The 15,907-nt window shown below is 72.0% G+C and carries 8 protein-coding genes; 7 read left to right on the forward strand and 1 reads right to left on the reverse strand.

The window, feature by feature from the left end; genetic code table 11:
- Positions 1-8: 8 nt before the first annotated feature.
- The 7 genes from JNUCC0626_RS46745 to JNUCC0626_RS46775 are packed head-to-tail and all read left to right on the forward strand — an operon-like array spanning position 9 to position 11,466.
- Positions 9-2,561 carry an AAA family ATPase gene (locus JNUCC0626_RS46745; RefSeq protein ID WP_394617035.1) on the forward strand — a complete coding sequence of 851 codons (2,553 nt, stop codon included), beginning with the start codon at positions 9-11 and terminating at the stop codon, positions 2,559-2,561.
- Positions 2,558-4,309: a hypothetical protein gene (locus tag JNUCC0626_RS46750; protein WP_394617036.1), complete on the forward strand. Its 1,752-nt coding sequence runs from the start codon at positions 2,558-2,560 to the stop codon at positions 4,307-4,309. Before JNUCC0626_RS46745 ends, JNUCC0626_RS46750 begins: the two co-directional genes overlap by 4 nt.
- Positions 4,310-4,317: 8 nt before the next feature.
- Positions 4,318-5,373 (forward strand): hypothetical protein, encoded by a 1,056-nt coding sequence (locus tag JNUCC0626_RS46755; protein ID WP_394617037.1) that lies wholly within the window; start codon positions 4,318-4,320, stop codon positions 5,371-5,373.
- Positions 5,337-7,871: a hypothetical protein gene (locus JNUCC0626_RS46760; RefSeq protein WP_394617038.1), complete on the forward strand. Its 2,535-nt coding sequence runs from the start codon at positions 5,337-5,339 to the stop codon at positions 7,869-7,871. The genes JNUCC0626_RS46755 and JNUCC0626_RS46760 overlap by 37 nt, the downstream gene beginning before the upstream one ends.
- Positions 7,861-9,084 (forward strand): hypothetical protein, encoded by a 1,224-nt coding sequence (locus JNUCC0626_RS46765; RefSeq protein ID WP_394617039.1) that lies wholly within the window; start codon positions 7,861-7,863, stop codon positions 9,082-9,084. The genes JNUCC0626_RS46760 and JNUCC0626_RS46765 overlap by 11 nt, the downstream gene beginning before the upstream one ends.
- Before the next feature lie 13 nt (positions 9,085-9,097).
- A complete protein-coding gene (locus JNUCC0626_RS46770; RefSeq protein WP_394617040.1) occupies positions 9,098-10,027 on the forward strand; it encodes a hypothetical protein in 930 nt (309 codons plus the stop codon).
- A complete protein-coding gene (locus JNUCC0626_RS46775; protein ID WP_394617041.1) occupies positions 10,024-11,466 on the forward strand; it encodes a vWA domain-containing protein in 1,443 nt (480 codons plus the stop codon). Before JNUCC0626_RS46770 ends, JNUCC0626_RS46775 begins: the two co-directional genes overlap by 4 nt.
- A 4-nt stretch (positions 11,467-11,470) precedes the next feature.
- Here JNUCC0626_RS46775 and JNUCC0626_RS46780 read toward each other — a convergent pair whose 3' ends face one another.
- A complete protein-coding gene (locus tag JNUCC0626_RS46780; protein WP_394617042.1) occupies positions 11,471-15,823 on the reverse strand; it encodes a tetratricopeptide repeat protein in 4,353 nt (1,450 codons plus the stop codon).
- Positions 15,824-15,907 lie beyond the last annotated feature (84 nt).

Raw genomic sequence — 15,907 nt, forward strand, 5'->3', positions numbered from 1 at the left:
GGCCCCAGATGACGACAGCTTCCCCTGCCGCCGCACCGGTCCGGCTCACCGGCGGACGAGGCCCGCGTCCCGGTGAGCCGCTGTGGATCCTGCACGGCCCCGGCGTCGACGACCGGTTCGCCGGAGCGGACCTGCACCTCCGCTCCGCCGAGGAGATGCTGTGGGAGCTGCTGCACGCGGCCGGGTACGAGCGGATCGTGTTCAGCGGCTACCGCGACGCCGTCTACTTCCGCGACGAGGACTCGCGGAACCTGACCCGTGCGCCCGGCACCGCAGACCCGGAACCCCGGCGCCGCAACGCCATGCGGCGCTTCAGCGGTCCGCTCGGCGACATGATGCTGCTCTCCGAACCTCCGCCGCAGCCGCGCCGCCCGTCCGCCGCGACCGACACCGAACGGCTGCGCATGCTCGACGGGATCATGGTCGACGCCGCGATCTCCAGCGCCGTCGTCGTGCCGAACGCCGAGACGTGGCTCGAGAACATCCAGCCGGACCTGCGCCGCCCGTTCGCCGAGATGCTCGGCCGCTGGAGCGCGGGCGCGGGTGGCGACAACGTGTGCGTGCTGCTGTTCAGCCAGCCCGACCTCGCCGAGATCGTGGACTTCGTGCGCGGCCAGCGTTATCTGCCGCAGCTCACGGACAAGCTGGCCGCCCTCGCGACCCGCCGGTCCGGCCAGGCGGTGGGGCACCTGGGTTTCCCGGAGGAGACCGAACTCGCCGCGCTCGTGCACGGCACCCGGTTGCGGCACGGCCTGCGGATCGCCGACTGGACCGCGCTGCCGCACCTGCTGCGGGTGATGGCGGCCCAGGAGATCCCGGTCAGGGTGTGGGAACGCCTGCTGCGGCGCCTCGCCGGCCGGGCCGAGCTGTCGGTCGAGGTGTTGCGGGAGCAGGGAATGGCGGAGGTCGCGGTCGCCGACGCCAGGGACGTCTGGCGCAGGCTGGACGAGATGGTCGGCATGACCGCGGTGAAGACGTTCCTGACCCGGCACCGGCACGTGCTGGAGGCCGGGCAGGCGTTGCGGGCGCGCGGTCTGGACGCCGACGCCGAACCCGCCGCGCTGCACCTCACGTTCACCGGCAACCCCGGCACCGGCAAGACCGTGGTGGCGCGCATGGTCGGCGAGCTGTACCGCGACCTGGGGTTGTTGCGGCGCGGGCACGTCGTCGAGGCGAAGGTCGAGGACCTCGTGTCCCCGCACGGTGACACGGCTCGGCTCACCTCCGCACGGGTGCAGGCCGCGCTCGACGGCGTGCTGTTCGTCGACGAGGCGTACCGGCTGAGCGAGGACCCGCTCGGCCTCGGCACGCAGGCGATCGACGTGCTGCTGACCGAGATGGAGAACCACCGCGACCGGCTCGTCGTGATCGTCGCCGGGTACGCCGACCGCATCGACGACTTCCTGGCCGCGAACCAGGGCCTGTCCGGCCGCTTCCCGCGCGGCAACCGCCTGGTGTTCCCCGACTACACGCCCGCCGAGTTGCACGAGATCCTGCTCGGCCAGCTGCGCCGGCAGGGCCTCGACTGCGCCGACGACCTCGTCACGGCGTTGCGCACGGTCACGGAAGCCATGTACCGCACCAGATCCGCCGACTTCGCCAACGCGCGGACCATGCGCGAGCTGGCCGCGGAGATCAGGACCGAGTGGGCGAGCCGCACCAGGCTGACCCGGGACGGCGAGATCACCCCGGCGACCGCGCAGGACGTGCCCGCGCACTACCGCGGCTACCTCGCCGAGCAGAAGCCGATCGACGAGGTGCTGGCCGAACTCGACCGGCTCACCGGGCTGCAGGCGGTCAAGGACACCGTGCGGGAACTCGCCGCCGTGCTGGAACTGCGCAGGCTCCAGGAGTCCGACGCGAGTCAGGTGGCCGCGCCGCACCTGTTGTTCCTCGGTTCGCCCGGCACCGGCAAGACGACGGTGGCGAAGCTGCTGGGCAAGGCCTTCGCCGCGCTCGGACTGCTCTACCGCGGTCACGTCGTCGTGACGACCAGGGCCGACCTCGTGGGCGAGTACGTCGGCCAGACCGCGCCGAAGACCAGGGCGAAGGTGCTGGAGGCACTCGACGGCGTGCTGCTGATCGACGAGGCGTACGAACTCGCGGGCGAGGGCAACGACTTCGGCTCCGAGGCGGTCGCCGAGCTGATCACGTTGATGGAGACCTACCGCGGCCGGCTCGTGGTGATCGCCGCCGGATACCCGGAGCGGATGGACGAGTTCGTCCGCGGCAACGCCGGTGTGCTGTCGCGGGCCGAACGCCTGCACTTCGCCGACTACACGTTGCCGGAACTGCGGTCGATCTTCGTCGGCATGGTCGAGGAGATGGGCTGGACCTGCGACCCGGCCGTGCCCGCGCGAGCCGTGCGCTGGCTCGAGCACAACCGCCAGGAGATGGCGCGCCAGGGCAGGGACTTCGGGAACGCGCGCACCGTGCGCAACCTCGTCGCGACGATGGAACGGCGGCTCGCCGTCCGCGTGCTCAAGCTGCCGCAGGCCGAACGTCGTGCCCAGGCACGTCACCTCGTCGGCCAGGACGTGCCCGAACCGGAGACGTCATGACCGCGGCCCTCACCTGCCCGGTGTGCGCGCACGTCGTGCCGCCCGGCCCGTCCTGCACCCGGTGCGACTGGGTGTTGTCCGGCGGTCCGTGGCTCGACGTCGACGCGCACGCCCGGCGCCTCGAGTTCCACGCCGAGCTGACCACCGCGCGGCGGAGCTTCGACGTGGCTGCGGCGGTGCGCGCTGCCGGGGACGACCAGGCGTTGCTCAAGCGCGTGCTGACCCACGTCCGGGGTGACGCGTCCGCCGAAGTGAAGATCAGGCCCGCCGAGCACCACACCGAACCGTTGGCCGTCGTCGGCGCCTTCGCGATGGATCTGGTGGCACGGCACGGAGAACTGGCGGTGGTCGACGTCCGGCTGGACGGCGTCGCGGTCGCCCGGATCGACGTCAGGGAACGGCACGTGCCCGTGCTGACCGGCCCCGTGCGGTTGCACGCGTGGCGTGACCTGATGCCCGCGCTGCCGCAGGACCACGACGAACTCGCGCTCGTGCTGGCGGGCGGGGTCGGCCGCCAGCAGCGCAGGGCACCGGTGGAACTCGCGGAGTTGGCGCTGGGCACCAGCGTTCTGGTGCTGCACCGCCTGCCGGACCTGCCGATCCCGGACGAGTTCGTCTCGCGGTTCGCCGACGTGCGGCTGGTGGCCCGCAGCGAACCGGTGCTGGACGCCGCCGTCGTCGCCTCCTGGGTGGCGCGGGCACCCCTGCGGCACGACGTGAGCCTCGTGCTGGTCGACGTGGACGCCCAGGGCGTGACCCGGCCGGTGACCAGAACCCTGTTCAGCGCCGGGACTTCCGCCGGTGACGTCCCGGTGGAGAAGCTGATCGTGGACGCTCCGGCCGGGGGCCGCGACCCGCTCGTGCTGGCCGTGGTGAGCGGCCCGGCCGGTACGCCGCCACGGCAGTGCGAGCCGATTTCGGTGCTGCGCTGCGAACTCGGGCCGGGACAACCGCACGAGCTGGAGTTCCGGCTGGACGGCCCCGGCGAGATCACGCTGGTGCGGCCGCGCGGCAAGGCCGACGAGGGCACGGCGCTGCGCTGGCCGGAGCTGCTCGACGACGTGCCGCCGCGCTACCGGAGCGACGTCAACGCGCTCGACTTCGCCATCGCCGTCGAACTGGGCGGCTCCGCGGACACCGTGGGCGCCCGGCGGAAGCTGGCCGTGGACGTGCTGGCGCACCTGGCCGCGCACCACCCGGAACCGGAGGCCGTGCGGGCTGCGGTCATCGGCTACGACGACCACCGGCTCACCCGTGCGGTGCTGAAGTCGACCCGCGGATTCGTCGCGCTGCAGGACGCCGAGGACTTCACGGCCGCGTTGCCGGCCAGCGAGCCGATCGAACCGAAGGGCGCTCCGGTGGAGGACGCGCTGGCCGTCGCCTGCTCTTTGCCGTGGCGGCCGCTGCCCGCCGCGCGCCGCCTGCTGGTGATCGGTGGCAGGCCGCCGCACCCGCCCGCGGACTCCCGCATCAGCCGGTGCCCGCACCGGCTCGACTGGGAGTCCCTGGTGGCGCGGCTCGATCGCGACCAGGTCGAGCACGTCGCGGTGTGGGACCGGCCCGCCTGGACCGAGCGTCCCAACGACGAGGCCAGGCTCGCGACGCGGGCGTGGCACGCGCTGGCCAGTCCACGACGACCGATGCTGCTGAGCGGTGTCGACGCGGCGTCCGTCGTCGAGGAGGCCGGCGCCGTCCGCGCCACCGCACCGCAGCCGCCCCTGCTCTTCCCTCTCGTGCCCAAGAACTGAGGAGACCCATGACCACGCCGCAGAACAACCGACCCGCGCCGCCCACGCAGCTGCGGCTCGGCTTGTGGGGGCCGCCGGGCAGTGGCAAGACCACCTACCTGGCCGCGTTGAAGCTCGCGACGATGCGCCGGGCCGAGGGCGTCGGCAACTGGATCATGAACGGCCTGGACGAGGAGTCGACGAAGTTCCTCGAGCAGTCGACCGACATGCTGACCCACCAACGCACGTTCCCGACCGCGACGACCACGGACAAGAGCATGTTGTTCCGCTTCACCGGCGAACGGGAGGTCGTGCGCCGCAACAGGTTCGGCCGCAAGATCGTCGAGATGGAGCCCATCTCCTTCGAACTGGACGTGCTCGACGTGCCCGGTGGCCGCTACGACAGCGATCGATCGCTCCGCCAGGTGCCGAGCCAGCAGATCCAGTTCGGTGGCGAGGACGACGTCGCGGGGGCACCGGGCAAGTACGCGGAACCGATGTCCTCGGTGGAGCAGGAGAACCAGCTGCTCGACCACCTGCAGATGTGCCACGGCATCGTCTACCTCTTCGACCCGGAACGCGACTCCACCGAGCACGACGCGTTCCGCTACTTCCACCCGGTGCTGGACAAGCTCACCGAGCGGGTGATGGGCCAGGTCCACTTCAACGGGACGCGGCTGCCGCAGCACGTGGCCGTCTGCGTGACGAAGTTCGACCAGCCGAACATCTACCGGCAGGCCCACCTCAAGGGCTACACCCTGATGGACCGCGAACCGCCGTACCTGCCCCGCGTCCCCAACGACAGCGCCGCCGAGTTCTTCGAGCTGTTGTGCGCTGATCCGCTGAGCAACACCGACCTGGTGGAGAAGGGGCTGCGGCAGTACTTCAGCACCCTCAACTACTTCATCACCTCGTCCATCGGGTTCTACGTGTCGGGCAACAGGTTCCGGGCGCAGGACTCGCTGAACGTCGAGCGGGTCAGCGCGGGTCCCGACGGCTTCCGGATCAAGGGCCGGGTCTACCCGATCAACGTGCTGGAGCCGTTGCTGTGGCTCTACCAGAGCATCCTCCCGGCCCGGCCGTGAGCGGCGTCGAGGCGGGATGGGCGCTGGTCGGCAAGCGCCCTGGCAGCTACGAGGAGTACGCCGTGCTCGCCGCGAGCCGCGAGCCGTTCACGCACGGCAGCCTCCGGCAGATCGTGATCGACCGGGAGCCGGCGAGCCAGCCCGCGGTGCAGGAGGCCGGTCCGGGAGCGATGCCGCGGGCCTGGTTCACCTCCATCGCGGTCGAGGGCGGCCGATACGTCTGCCTGACGATCAGCGAGTGGTCCGACGCCCTGGACGCGATCAACCGGCCGATCGTGGTCTCCCGGTTCTACTGCGTGCGCACGGACGACCTGATCGCGGCGCGACTGTCCTATTCGGACTTCTACCGCGCCGCGCTGGACACCCCGCTGACGGAGGAGCTGCCGGACGGCCCGGTGTGGTTGAACCTGCGACCCGCGCGGCCGGAGCTGCGCCTGCCCGACGGGCACGGCATCGCGGCGGCGGCCGGTCTGCTGGAGCAGCGGGTGGGGTTGCTCGGCGGGCCGGTGGCGCTCGGCGAGCGGATCGCGTTGCTGGACGACGTGATGGCGTTCCTGCCGGCCGGGGCGAGGGCCTGGAACTCGGCGGGCGGCTGGACGGACACCGCGACGCGCCACCCGTTGCGGCTCGCGTGCACCGCCCAGGTGCCGGAGAACGCGCTGGCGGTCAACCTCCGCGGCCCCGCTCCGGTGGTGGGCAACGCCTACGCGGAGCAGCTCCGGGAACTGGTCGGGCGGCACGGCGCGGACGAGGTGCGCGCGCACCTCGCCAAGCTGGGGGACGCCCGCACCCGCGACGTGGCGGAGGCGCTCAGCGCGTTGCAGGACATGGATCGCGAACACGTGCTGCTCACCGCCGCGTACAACGGGACCCTCAAGGCGCCCATGGTGCGCGACCTCGGGGCGGCCAGGTTTCGCGGCATGCAGGAAGACCAGCGCCAGACGGTGCTGGCGAGCTACCTGGAGGTCGCGTCTGCGCAGGATCTGGCGCTGGATCGTGAACTGCTGGTCGAGAATTGGCAACGGTCGCTCGACCGGGGACTCGAAGGACTGATCAGGGACCAGATCTCGCGGAACACCTGGTCGGTGGACGATCTGCTCTCCTCCGCCGAGACCACCGCCGCGCTCGGGGCGAGGCACAGCTTCGCGGGCGCGGTGCGGACGTGTGCGGGCGAAGGTGCTTCCTCGTCGTTGCGCGAGGTGGTGATGCGGCTCGCGCAACGTGACGACTGGAGCGAGGCGCTCGCACCGGTCGTCGCGCAGTCCGGCCGGCTCTCGGTCGCGGTCATGCGGGTGGCGCTGCCCAGCGGCGCCGGGGTGAGCCGCAGCCTGCTGGAGAGGCTCGACGAGCACCCGGACAGCAGCTGGGAGCGGCTCGGCAGGCCGTTCCTGAGTGCCGAGCACGCGAGCGAGCAGCAGTTCAACGAGCTCCACTCGGTCGATCCCGACGCCGTCGCCGACGTCGTGTACGACGCGCACAAGAACGCGGAACCGCAGTGGCGGGCGCAGATCGTGGAGTGGTTCTTCAACCTGGTCCGCCGGAGCACCACGCTGCCGGGGTCGTGGATCGATCTGGTGCGGCACGGGCTGGAGCCGATGGAAACCGCACTGCGCGCGCGAGCGGACTTCGAGCTGTGCCGCCGAGGTCTCGCGACCAGCGACTACTTCGGCCGCGCGGGTGTCGCCTACTGGGACGGACTGGTCGGGGCGGCGCGGGACGCCGTCGTGGACGAACGGCAGCGCAGGCAACTCGGCGACGCGCTCGCGTCCTCGCTGGGACCGGACTGGGGCGCGGAGTCCGGCCGCTTCTTCGAGACCATGTCGGGGCTGTGGCGGCTGTCCACCGAGGCAGGCGGCCGCGAGGTGCTGACCGTGGCGTTGCTCAGAACGATCGCCGCGCAGGTGCGCACCGTGCCGGACCGCCTGAACGACGAGCGCCTGGCCGAGTGGCTGCCGTTCTTCAAGGTGGATCCCGAACTGCACGGCCTGGTGCTCCTGGCGCAGTTGCACGGGGTGCGGGAGAAGTCCCCGGCCGCGTCCGTCGCCGCGGTCGTGGCGACGGTCCTGCACCAGAAAGTGCTGGGCGAGAACGCCGTTCTGGAGGTGCTCACGAGCAGGTGGCGCCCGCACCCGTACGGCTGGGTCGAGTTCCTGAGCGTGCTCAACGCCCGTCTTGCCGGGAAGGGCAACTTCAGCGGGCCGCAGATCTGCGCGAAGTTCGTGCACGCGTTGATGCGCGGGGACTTCGGCGAGAAGCAGCAAGAGGACGCGATCGACTACCTGCCGGGATACATGATGCAGCAGGGATATCTCACGGTGGAGGTGTTCCGCGAGGCGTACCAGGCGGCGGCGCTCCCCGGCCGGTCTTCGCGGCCCGCCAAGCGGGTCGACGACCTGACCGCGTTCCTGGAGGAGCTGATGAAGCGGATCAGGTCCCTGCAGCCGAAGAGCGCGCTCGGCAGGATCCTCGGCCGGGGCGAGGGTTCGCGTGAGCGCTGAGATCGGGATCGACCTGGGCTCGGCACGCACCAAGGTGGCGTGCGGGGACCGCGCGTGGCACGGGCCGTCCGGCGCGGACGTGGCCGGGTTGCTGCGCGAGGTGGTCCTGCGCGACTGCGGGGTGGCGCCGGACGGTGCCTCCGCGGTCGTCGCGGTGCCGGACGAGTGGACCGCGCCGGACGTCGACGGCACCTCGCGCGAGCGCACCTCTGAAGGTGTCGCGCTGGAACGCCTTCTGCTGGACCGGGCGGGGTTCGGCTCGGTGCGGCTCGTGCCGGTGACGCAGTGCGTGGTGGCCGTTTGCGGCGAGCTGTCCGGGTCCGTGCTGGTGTGCGACGTCGGGGCTCGCGCGGTGACGGTGGCCGTTCATGCCTGTGAGGCAACGACTTCGCGGCCGCTCGACAGCGAGACCGTGTCGTCGGAGGTGCGGGAGTTGTTGCGGCGAGCGGCCGGGGTCGAGGCTGCGGGGCTCGCGGCGTTCGACGAGCACCGGTGCCAGGCGGCGGGGCGTGCCGGCGTGGTGCTGGAGCGAGCGCGGACGCACGAACGCTACCTGGGCACGCCGGTGTACCTGCCCGGCGTGACGGCGGAGGCGGTGCTGGCGGCGCTCCGTCCACTCGCGACACTCGTGGGCGAGGTCGTGACGCGGGTGCTGGGGCGGGTCGGCGAGCCGGTGACGCAAGTGCTGCTCACCGGAGGGAACGTGCTCGGCCCGGTGGAGGAGGCGGTGCGGGAGGCGGTGGCGGCATCGGTTCACGTGCTCGGCCCGGTCGAGAACGCGGCTGGGGAAGCGGTGCCGGTTCACGTGCTCGCCCCCGACGCCGTGGCCCGCGGTGCCTGGCGGATCGCCGCCGGGCTCGCGACGGCCCGCGACGACCACCCGCACGAGCTGGGCATCGGCGTGCGCCGCATCGTCGGCGGCCTGCTGGAGTCCGTGACGTTGCCGGTCGGCGGGCGCACGCCGGTCACCGTCGAGGTCGAGTCAGACCACAGTGGACAGGTGCCCGTGCGGGTGCGGATCGACCGGCAGGGGCCGTGGCGCGAGGCCGGACAGGCCGAACGCGTGCGGGTGCCGCGCGGGACCTACCACGTCACGGCGCTGGGCCGTCGCGGCGGACTCGGGGCCGTGCTCCTGCGTCCGGCGGGAGCGGGCGCCGACATCGTGTTGCCGTTGGGTGCCGAGGCCGGGCCCGCGCTCGACGGCACGAGTTGAAGAGGGGCTGGCAGTGAACGACGACCCACGAGCCGCGTTGCTCGCGGCGGTGCAAGGGGATGACGGGCCGCACACGGCGTTGGTCGTGCTGCGGCACGCACTCGCGTGGTCGGCGCGGGCCGTGGCGTCCGCCCAGCCGCGCGAGCACACCGATCCCGCCGCCATCGAGCTGGTGATCGTGCTCGACGACGCGCTGTCGCAGGTCGACGCGCTGGTGGAGCACGTGGTGGCGGTGGCGGACGCCGGGGTCGCCGGGATGCCCGTCACGCGGTACCTGGCGCAGCAGGCGTCGGCGTTGACCGAACTCGCCGAGCGGGTCGCGGCCGTGCGGCGCGAGCACGAGGCGTTGTTCGCCGTCGAGGAGGAGTTGCGCGCGTGCGGGGCGGAGCACGAGCGGATCGGTGCGCAGGTCGAGGAGTTGAACCGGTTGCAGCGGCTGTCCGAGGCGTTGCCGCAGATGCGCGAGCAGCACGAGGTGTTGCAGCGCCGGCTGCAGGCGATGACGTCGGAGTCGACGCAGGCGGAGCAGGCGCTCGTCGCGACCGCCGGGCAGGTTCTGGTGTTGCGCGAGGAGGTGCTCGCCGACCTCGACGGCCGCACGAAGGAGCAGCTCGAGGAATTGGGCGGCGTCGAGGAGAAGTGGGCGAAGCTGCACGACGAGTACGGGCGGCGGGCGGCGGCACTCGCCGACAAGCGGCAGGAGTACGAGGAACTGCGGAAGAAGACCAAGCAACACCTGCGCGCGGCCGAGGAGCAACGGGCGTGCGACGAGGAACTGCTCGCCCGGCTCAGCGACGTGCGGGAGGGCACCGCGCTCGACCGGGTGCACGCGTTGCTGTCGGACGTGAAGTCCACTTTGGACCAGGTCGAGACAGTGCTCGGTGACGCGCTCGTGCGGTACGACCGGTTCGTCGAGAAGAACCGCGAGGTGCTGCGGTGGTGAGACTTCTGCTCGTGCTCTCGCTCCTGTTCACCACGGTGGACCCGAGCGCGGAGGACGTCTACCGGGCGTTGGGCGTGCAGGACACGCCGACGGACTACGTGCTGCTCGTGGACACGTCCGGCTCGATGGCCGAGAACCGGCGCTACGACGACGTTCGCGACAACCTGCGCACGTTCCTCGGCAAGCTGGAGGAGCGCGACCAGGTCACGCTGATCACGTTCGACGTCCTGCCGAGCGTGCTGCACACCGGGTCGCCGTCCGGTGCCGTGGCCGCGATCGACAAGATGCCCGCCGTGCCCAAGGGGCTGGGCACGGACATCGGCCGGGCGCTGGACACCGCGCTGGCCGTGCTGGAGGGTGGGAAACCCGGCCAGTCCGGCGCGGTCGTGCTGATCACGGACGGGATCGCGCAGCCACCGGCCGACAGCCGCTACCGCGCGGACAACGGTCCTGAGTGGACGAAGCTCGCCGAACGCGGGCAGGCTCTCGCGGCGCGGGCCAGCGGGTACGTGGTGCCGGTGGTGTCCGGCGAGTCGGGCACCGGGCAGATGATGACGGTGGTGCCGAACACCGTGGTGCTGCCGTTCGCCGGGGGTGTGGGCGGCTTCCTGGACCGGTTGCAGGAGCAGGTCAAGCGCGGCAACGCCCGGCGTGCGCTGGGCGACGACGCGAAGGCCGGGGTGAAGGCGAGCTGGGAGCTGCCCGGCGGCGCGGACCTGTCCGAGACCGTCGAGGTCACGCTCGTGCTGGAGTCGACGGCCAGGAAGATGCCGCTCGACCTGCGCAACCTGCGCGCCGAACTCGATGGTGTGCCAGGAGAGTTGACCGGGCTGCCGGACCGGGTCGAGCTGGCTCCCGGCGAACGGCGTGAGCTGGCGCTGACGCTGAGCTCCACCGAGGCGGGCTGGACACGGCTCGGCCGGGCAGAAGTCCCCGCGCGGGCGAAGCTGACGTTCGAGGCCGACGCCGGCACCCCGTGGCGGACGGTCCTCGAACGCGAACTCGCCGTGCAGCTCGCGATTCCGGCGGTGCGCGCCGAGGGAACGTGGAGCGGCGTGGTGAGCAGCGGCGTGCCCTGGGGTTACATCGCGGCCCTGTTCCTCGCGCTGATCGCCTTGCTGGTGCTGGGCCTCGTCGTCTGGGTCCGGCGTCATCCCGCGATGCGCGGGATGCTCGTCGCGACCGGGGGCGACGAGACGCGGCACCGGATTCTGGTGCACGGCGCCCGCACGCTGAAGTTCCCGCGGCCGGAACACCACGGCGTGCTCGGCGGCGAGTTCCACGTCCGCGGCGCCCTCGGGCCGGTGCGGGGCACCCCCGTGCTCACGTTCCGCAAGCCCGGCGGCCAGAAGGGCGAGTCGCGGCAGTGCCCGCCCGGCGGCGAGGAACTCGACCTGTACGGCGTGGTGTTCCAGCACTACCCGGACGACCGGGGCTGAGGCATCAGAGGCGAGCCAGCTCGGCCTGGCTCGCCCGCGTCGCCGGGTGCGCGGCACCGAGACCGCGGGTCCTGATCCGCACCGCCAGCGCCAGCTCGGTCCGTGCGGCCTCGCGGTCACCGGAGGAGGCCGCGCGCACCCCGAGGTGGTGCCGGGTCTCCGCCACGTCGGGGTGCCACTCACCCCGCCTGCGCACCTGCGCGGCGAGCACGGGCCGGAGGTCGTCGTTCGTCAGCGCGGCCAGTTCCGCCTGGCAGCGCAGGAACTCCGGATGTGCCCGGCCGAGATCACCGATCGCCTGACGCAGGAGTTGCTGTGCGGCAAGGTGATCACCGTTGCGCCGCAACGCCGTGGCGAGCACCCGCCGCAGCACGGCCTGGGCGCGGTCGGGCGACTGCGACAGCCGCATTCGCACGCGCAGCACGGAGTTCAGCTCGTCGACGGCCCTGGCCGCGTCGCCCTGGTCCGACCACAGCGCCGCCCGCTCCTGCGCCACCCTGAGCGCCAGCGAGTGGGTGTCGCCGACCTGGTCCGCGACGGCGCGGTAGGTGCGGTCTAGGTGCGCGGCCGTGTCCTCGTCGTGCTGGCGGGTCAGCGCCAGGTCGACCAGGCACGCCGTCGTGGGCAGCCCCAGCCGGTGTGCCGCGGACACCACACTCGCGAGTTGACCGTGGGCCGCGGCGAGGAAACCCTGGTCCGCCAGCACCAACGCGTACCGCCACCGCAGGGCCGCCCGCACCGGGCCGGACAGGTCGGTGCGCCGCACCAGGGCCGCCACGGTGGAGGACAGACGCAGGTCTTCGGCGTGCGTGATGCGGTGTTCCCTGGCGGTTTCGGCACGTTCGCCGGTGATCTCGGGGTGGTCCGGCGCGGCGGCGAGGAGGCTTTCGGCCTCCGCGATCCGGCCGGTGGAGCGGTAGATCCGCGCCAGCGCGAGCGGGACTCGGTAGTCCGATGTGGACAGTCGGCGCAACGCTCGTTCGGACTCGCCGGTGTGGCCTTGGTCGAGCAACGCCAGCGCGGTGTCGAACGGGTCCACCCGCACGGTCGGCTGTTCGGGGCGCAGAGGTGGGGGAGCGGGCGCGACCGGCGGTTCGGGCTCGGGCATCGGCGCGACCGTCCGAGGTGGTGCGCCGGACCCGCCGAGGAACGCCTGCCAGCGCGCGGACTCGTCCTCCTGTTGCTGGGGAACGGGGTCTGGCGCTACTTCCACCACGGCCGGTGTGTCGAGCTGCTCCACGACCGTGTCGAGCAGGCCGCGCGCCTGCTCCACCTCGTCGGGGTGCTCGCGCGGGTCGGCGTTCGCCAGCAACAGCTGCAGGTGGTGTTCGGCAGGCCCGAGCTTGCCGAGGTCGTGCAGCACCTCGCTCAACGCCAGCCGCACGTACACGATGTCGTCGTCCGGGTCGTCGAGCTCCTCCAACGCGGTGATCACGCCCAGCAGCAGCACTTCCGCCTCGCCGAGCCGGTTCAACTCGCGCAGGATGCCGGCGAGGACGGTGTTCACCATCGCGATGTCGTAGCGGTGGTCCTCCGTCAGCCCGGCCAGCACGGTCAGCAACTCGCGCGTCTCGGCCTCCGCCGTCGAGCGCCGTTCGTCGGCCCAGTGCACGAGGGCGAGCAGCAGGCGCGCACCGAGGGTGTCGTTCGACTCGGGGTCGTCCTTGCGCAACGACTCGATGAGCAGCAACAGATGCCGTTCGGCCTCGTCGAACCGGCGGGCCTCGGCGAGCAGCCGGGCGAGGGCAGCCCGCGTCTCCCTGGTGTCGTTGTGATCGGAGCCGTGCACGCGCTCGCGTGACTCGAGTGTCTGCCGCAGCAGGTCTTCCGCGCCGTCCTGGTCGCCGTTGACCAGCGCGATGTTGGCCAGCGCCGACCGCACCAGCGACGTGTGCGGGTTGTCCGGCCCGAACGCCCGCATCTGCGCGTCCAGCAGGTCGCGCAGTTCCGCTTCCGCCTCGGCGTTGTCGTCCTCGGATGCCACGAGCATCTGCGTGTAGACGAGCCGGGTGGTGAGCGTCGCGAGGTGGAACGGCCCGTGCGTCTCCATCTGCCGGTCGAGCACCGACTCGACCTCTTCCCGTGCGGCGGAAGGGTCGAAGTGGCTGCGCTGCACGGCGGCGCCGAGCCGGGTGGACAGCACGTACGGGTGGTCGTCGCCGAGCGTGCCGGCCATCGTGACGGCGACGTGGAGCAATCGCTGCGCGTCCCGTTCCGGGTCGGCGTCGGCGGTCTGGCTGTGCGCCCGCATGTTGATCAGCGTCGCGATGCCGAGCAACGCGAGCGGGTCCTCGGGGTTGAGCGCGTTGTGGTGGATCCGCAGCATGTGGTTGAGCTGCGCCTCGGCGTTGCCCTGCTCGTCGAGCATCGAGTGGACGCTCATCAGCGTGACGCGGGCGGACAGCGTCAGCGGGTTGTCCGGCCCGTGCACGCGTTCCTGGGCCTGCAGCACGGCCTGCAGTTCGTCGCGCGCCCGCACCAGCTCTCCCTTGCCCGCCAGCACGTCCGCGAGCATCGCCCTGGTGAGCAGGACCTCCGGGTGGTCGGGATCGTCCGGCCAGATCGCACGTTCCTCCTCCAGCACGGCCAGGAACTCCTGCTCGGCGACGTCGAACTCACCCCGCCGCGTCATCATCTGCGCGAAGCCGAACCGCGTCGTGCGGCGCAGGTGCGGGCAGACACCGCGGTCGTGCGCCTGCACCAGCTCCTCGTACAGCTGGTCGGCGAGCACGTAGTCGTTGCTGTTCCACGCGACGTGGGCGAGCTGCTGCCGCAACGTCACCATGAACGGGTCGTCCTGGTCGAACACCTGCTGGGCGTCGCCGTGCAGCGCGACGAGTTCCTCGGAGGCGGTGACGTGCCCTTCGGTGCGACCGATCAGGCCGACGGCGAGCCGGGCCTGCAGCCGCGCGGGGTGCAGGGGTTCGAGCGCACCGGCCCGGTCGAGCGCCAGCCTGCTCATGTCGTGCGACGCCCTGATCGCGCCCGAACGCAGCAGGTAGGAGGCGCACTCGTCGGTGGCGTCGACGGCGTGGGCCAGCACGTCCGGGTCGGACGCCGGGACGTGGGTGACGAGCGACGTGCAGATCGCGGGCATCCTGGCCGAACGCAGGTCGGCCTCGGCGAGCAGCCGCACGGCCGCGGGCCAGATCCCGGACTCCGTCGCCGCGTCCCGGGAAGCCGCGATCACCTCCCACAGCAACGGGTGCAGGCGCAGGCAGACCGCGTCGTCGTCGGGTTCGACGGTCTGGTCCAGCAACGCCGACGACGTGAGCCCGCGGACGACGCGGTCGAGCTGGGTCGTGGTCATGCCGGGCACGGGCAGGTGTGCGGCGGCGAGCAGGTCGACCGGGATGGGATGGGGCGCGCCGAAGCAGGACAGCAGTTGCAGCACCGGGCGGGCGGCGTGCAGGCCGCGTTGTTCCAGCAAAGCCAGGGAGAGTTCCCACGTCAGCCTGATCGACCGGCGCGCGGACTCCTCGTCGAACGGCGCTGGCTCGGTCGGTTCGGCGGTGTCGAGCAGGTCGAGGTCGCGTTCGAGCGCCTGCTGGTAGGCCGCGAAGGTGCGGTTGAACGGCGGGTCGTCGGCGAGGTAGCGGCCCGCGAGCCTGAGCGCGAGAGGCAGGCCGCCCAGCCGATGGGCCAGCGCCTGGGCTTCTTGGTCGGTGCCCGCGTTCGGGGCGAGGCCGGACAGGACCAGGCCGCCGTCGGTGTCGCTCAGGCAGTCGACGCGGCGGAGTTCGGCGTTCTCGCCCCACGGCGCGCGGTCGCTGCGGCGGCTCGTCACGACGACCACGCCGCTGCGGCTCGTCCTGATCCAGCCGGTGCCGTCGAGTCTCGGCCCCGACGTGCCGAAGAGGTCCTCGCGGTGCACGTCGTCGACGTTGTCGAAGACCAGCAGCCACGGCTGTTCCTGCGCGTCCAACGCCTGCCACACCAGGGTTCGCGCGTTCGCGTCGCCGAGGCTGCCCTGGTCGACACCGAGGTCGCGGGCGACCGCGTGCATGGACCGCTCGACGTCGCTGTGGCCGATCCAGTAGACCTTGCGGCCCTGGTCGGCGGCCTGGCGGGCGAGCCACAGCGCGAGCGTGCTCTTGCCGCCGCCGGGAATGCCGTGCAGCACCCAGAGGCGGCCGTCGGGTCGTTGCAACGCGGCGGCGAGCTCCGGTTTCAGCTCGGTGCGGCCGTACAGCCTGCTCGGCAGCAGGCTGAGCCGCGGCGCGATGGTGATGGGCCGCAGTTCCTCGGCGGCCTCACCTTTTCGGGGAGAACCGCCGACGGCGTGGAACGTGCTTTGGAAACGGGGCAGATCGACCGGTTCTTCCTGGTCGCGCTGCCCATTTTCGGTGCTGCTCATCGGCCCTCCGCGCAATTCTCGCTACCGCACCGATCGTGTTCGGGAGTGGGTTCGTTAGCGACGTAACGATCGGCCCGCTCGGTT

The organism is Lentzea sp. JNUCC 0626, from assembly GCF_043632865.1.
Taxonomy (GTDB): Bacteria; Actinomycetota; Actinomycetes; order Mycobacteriales; family Pseudonocardiaceae; genus Lentzea.

What these genes read in the sequence shown, in the direction of transcription:
- JNUCC0626_RS46745 (WP_394617035.1), top strand. Translation starts at nt 9, where the DNA reads ATGACGACAGCTTCCCCTGCCGCCGCACCGGTCCGGCTCACCGGCGGA.
- JNUCC0626_RS46750 (WP_394617036.1), top strand. Translation starts at nt 2,558, where the DNA reads ATGACCGCGGCCCTCACCTGCCCGGTGTGCGCGCACGTCGTGCCGCCC.
- JNUCC0626_RS46755 (WP_394617037.1), top strand. Translation starts at nt 4,318, where the DNA reads ATGACCACGCCGCAGAACAACCGACCCGCGCCGCCCACGCAGCTGCGG.
- JNUCC0626_RS46780 (WP_394617042.1), bottom strand. Translation starts at nt 15,823, where the DNA reads ATGAGCAGCACCGAAAATGGGCAGCGCGACCAGGAAGAACCGGTCGAT.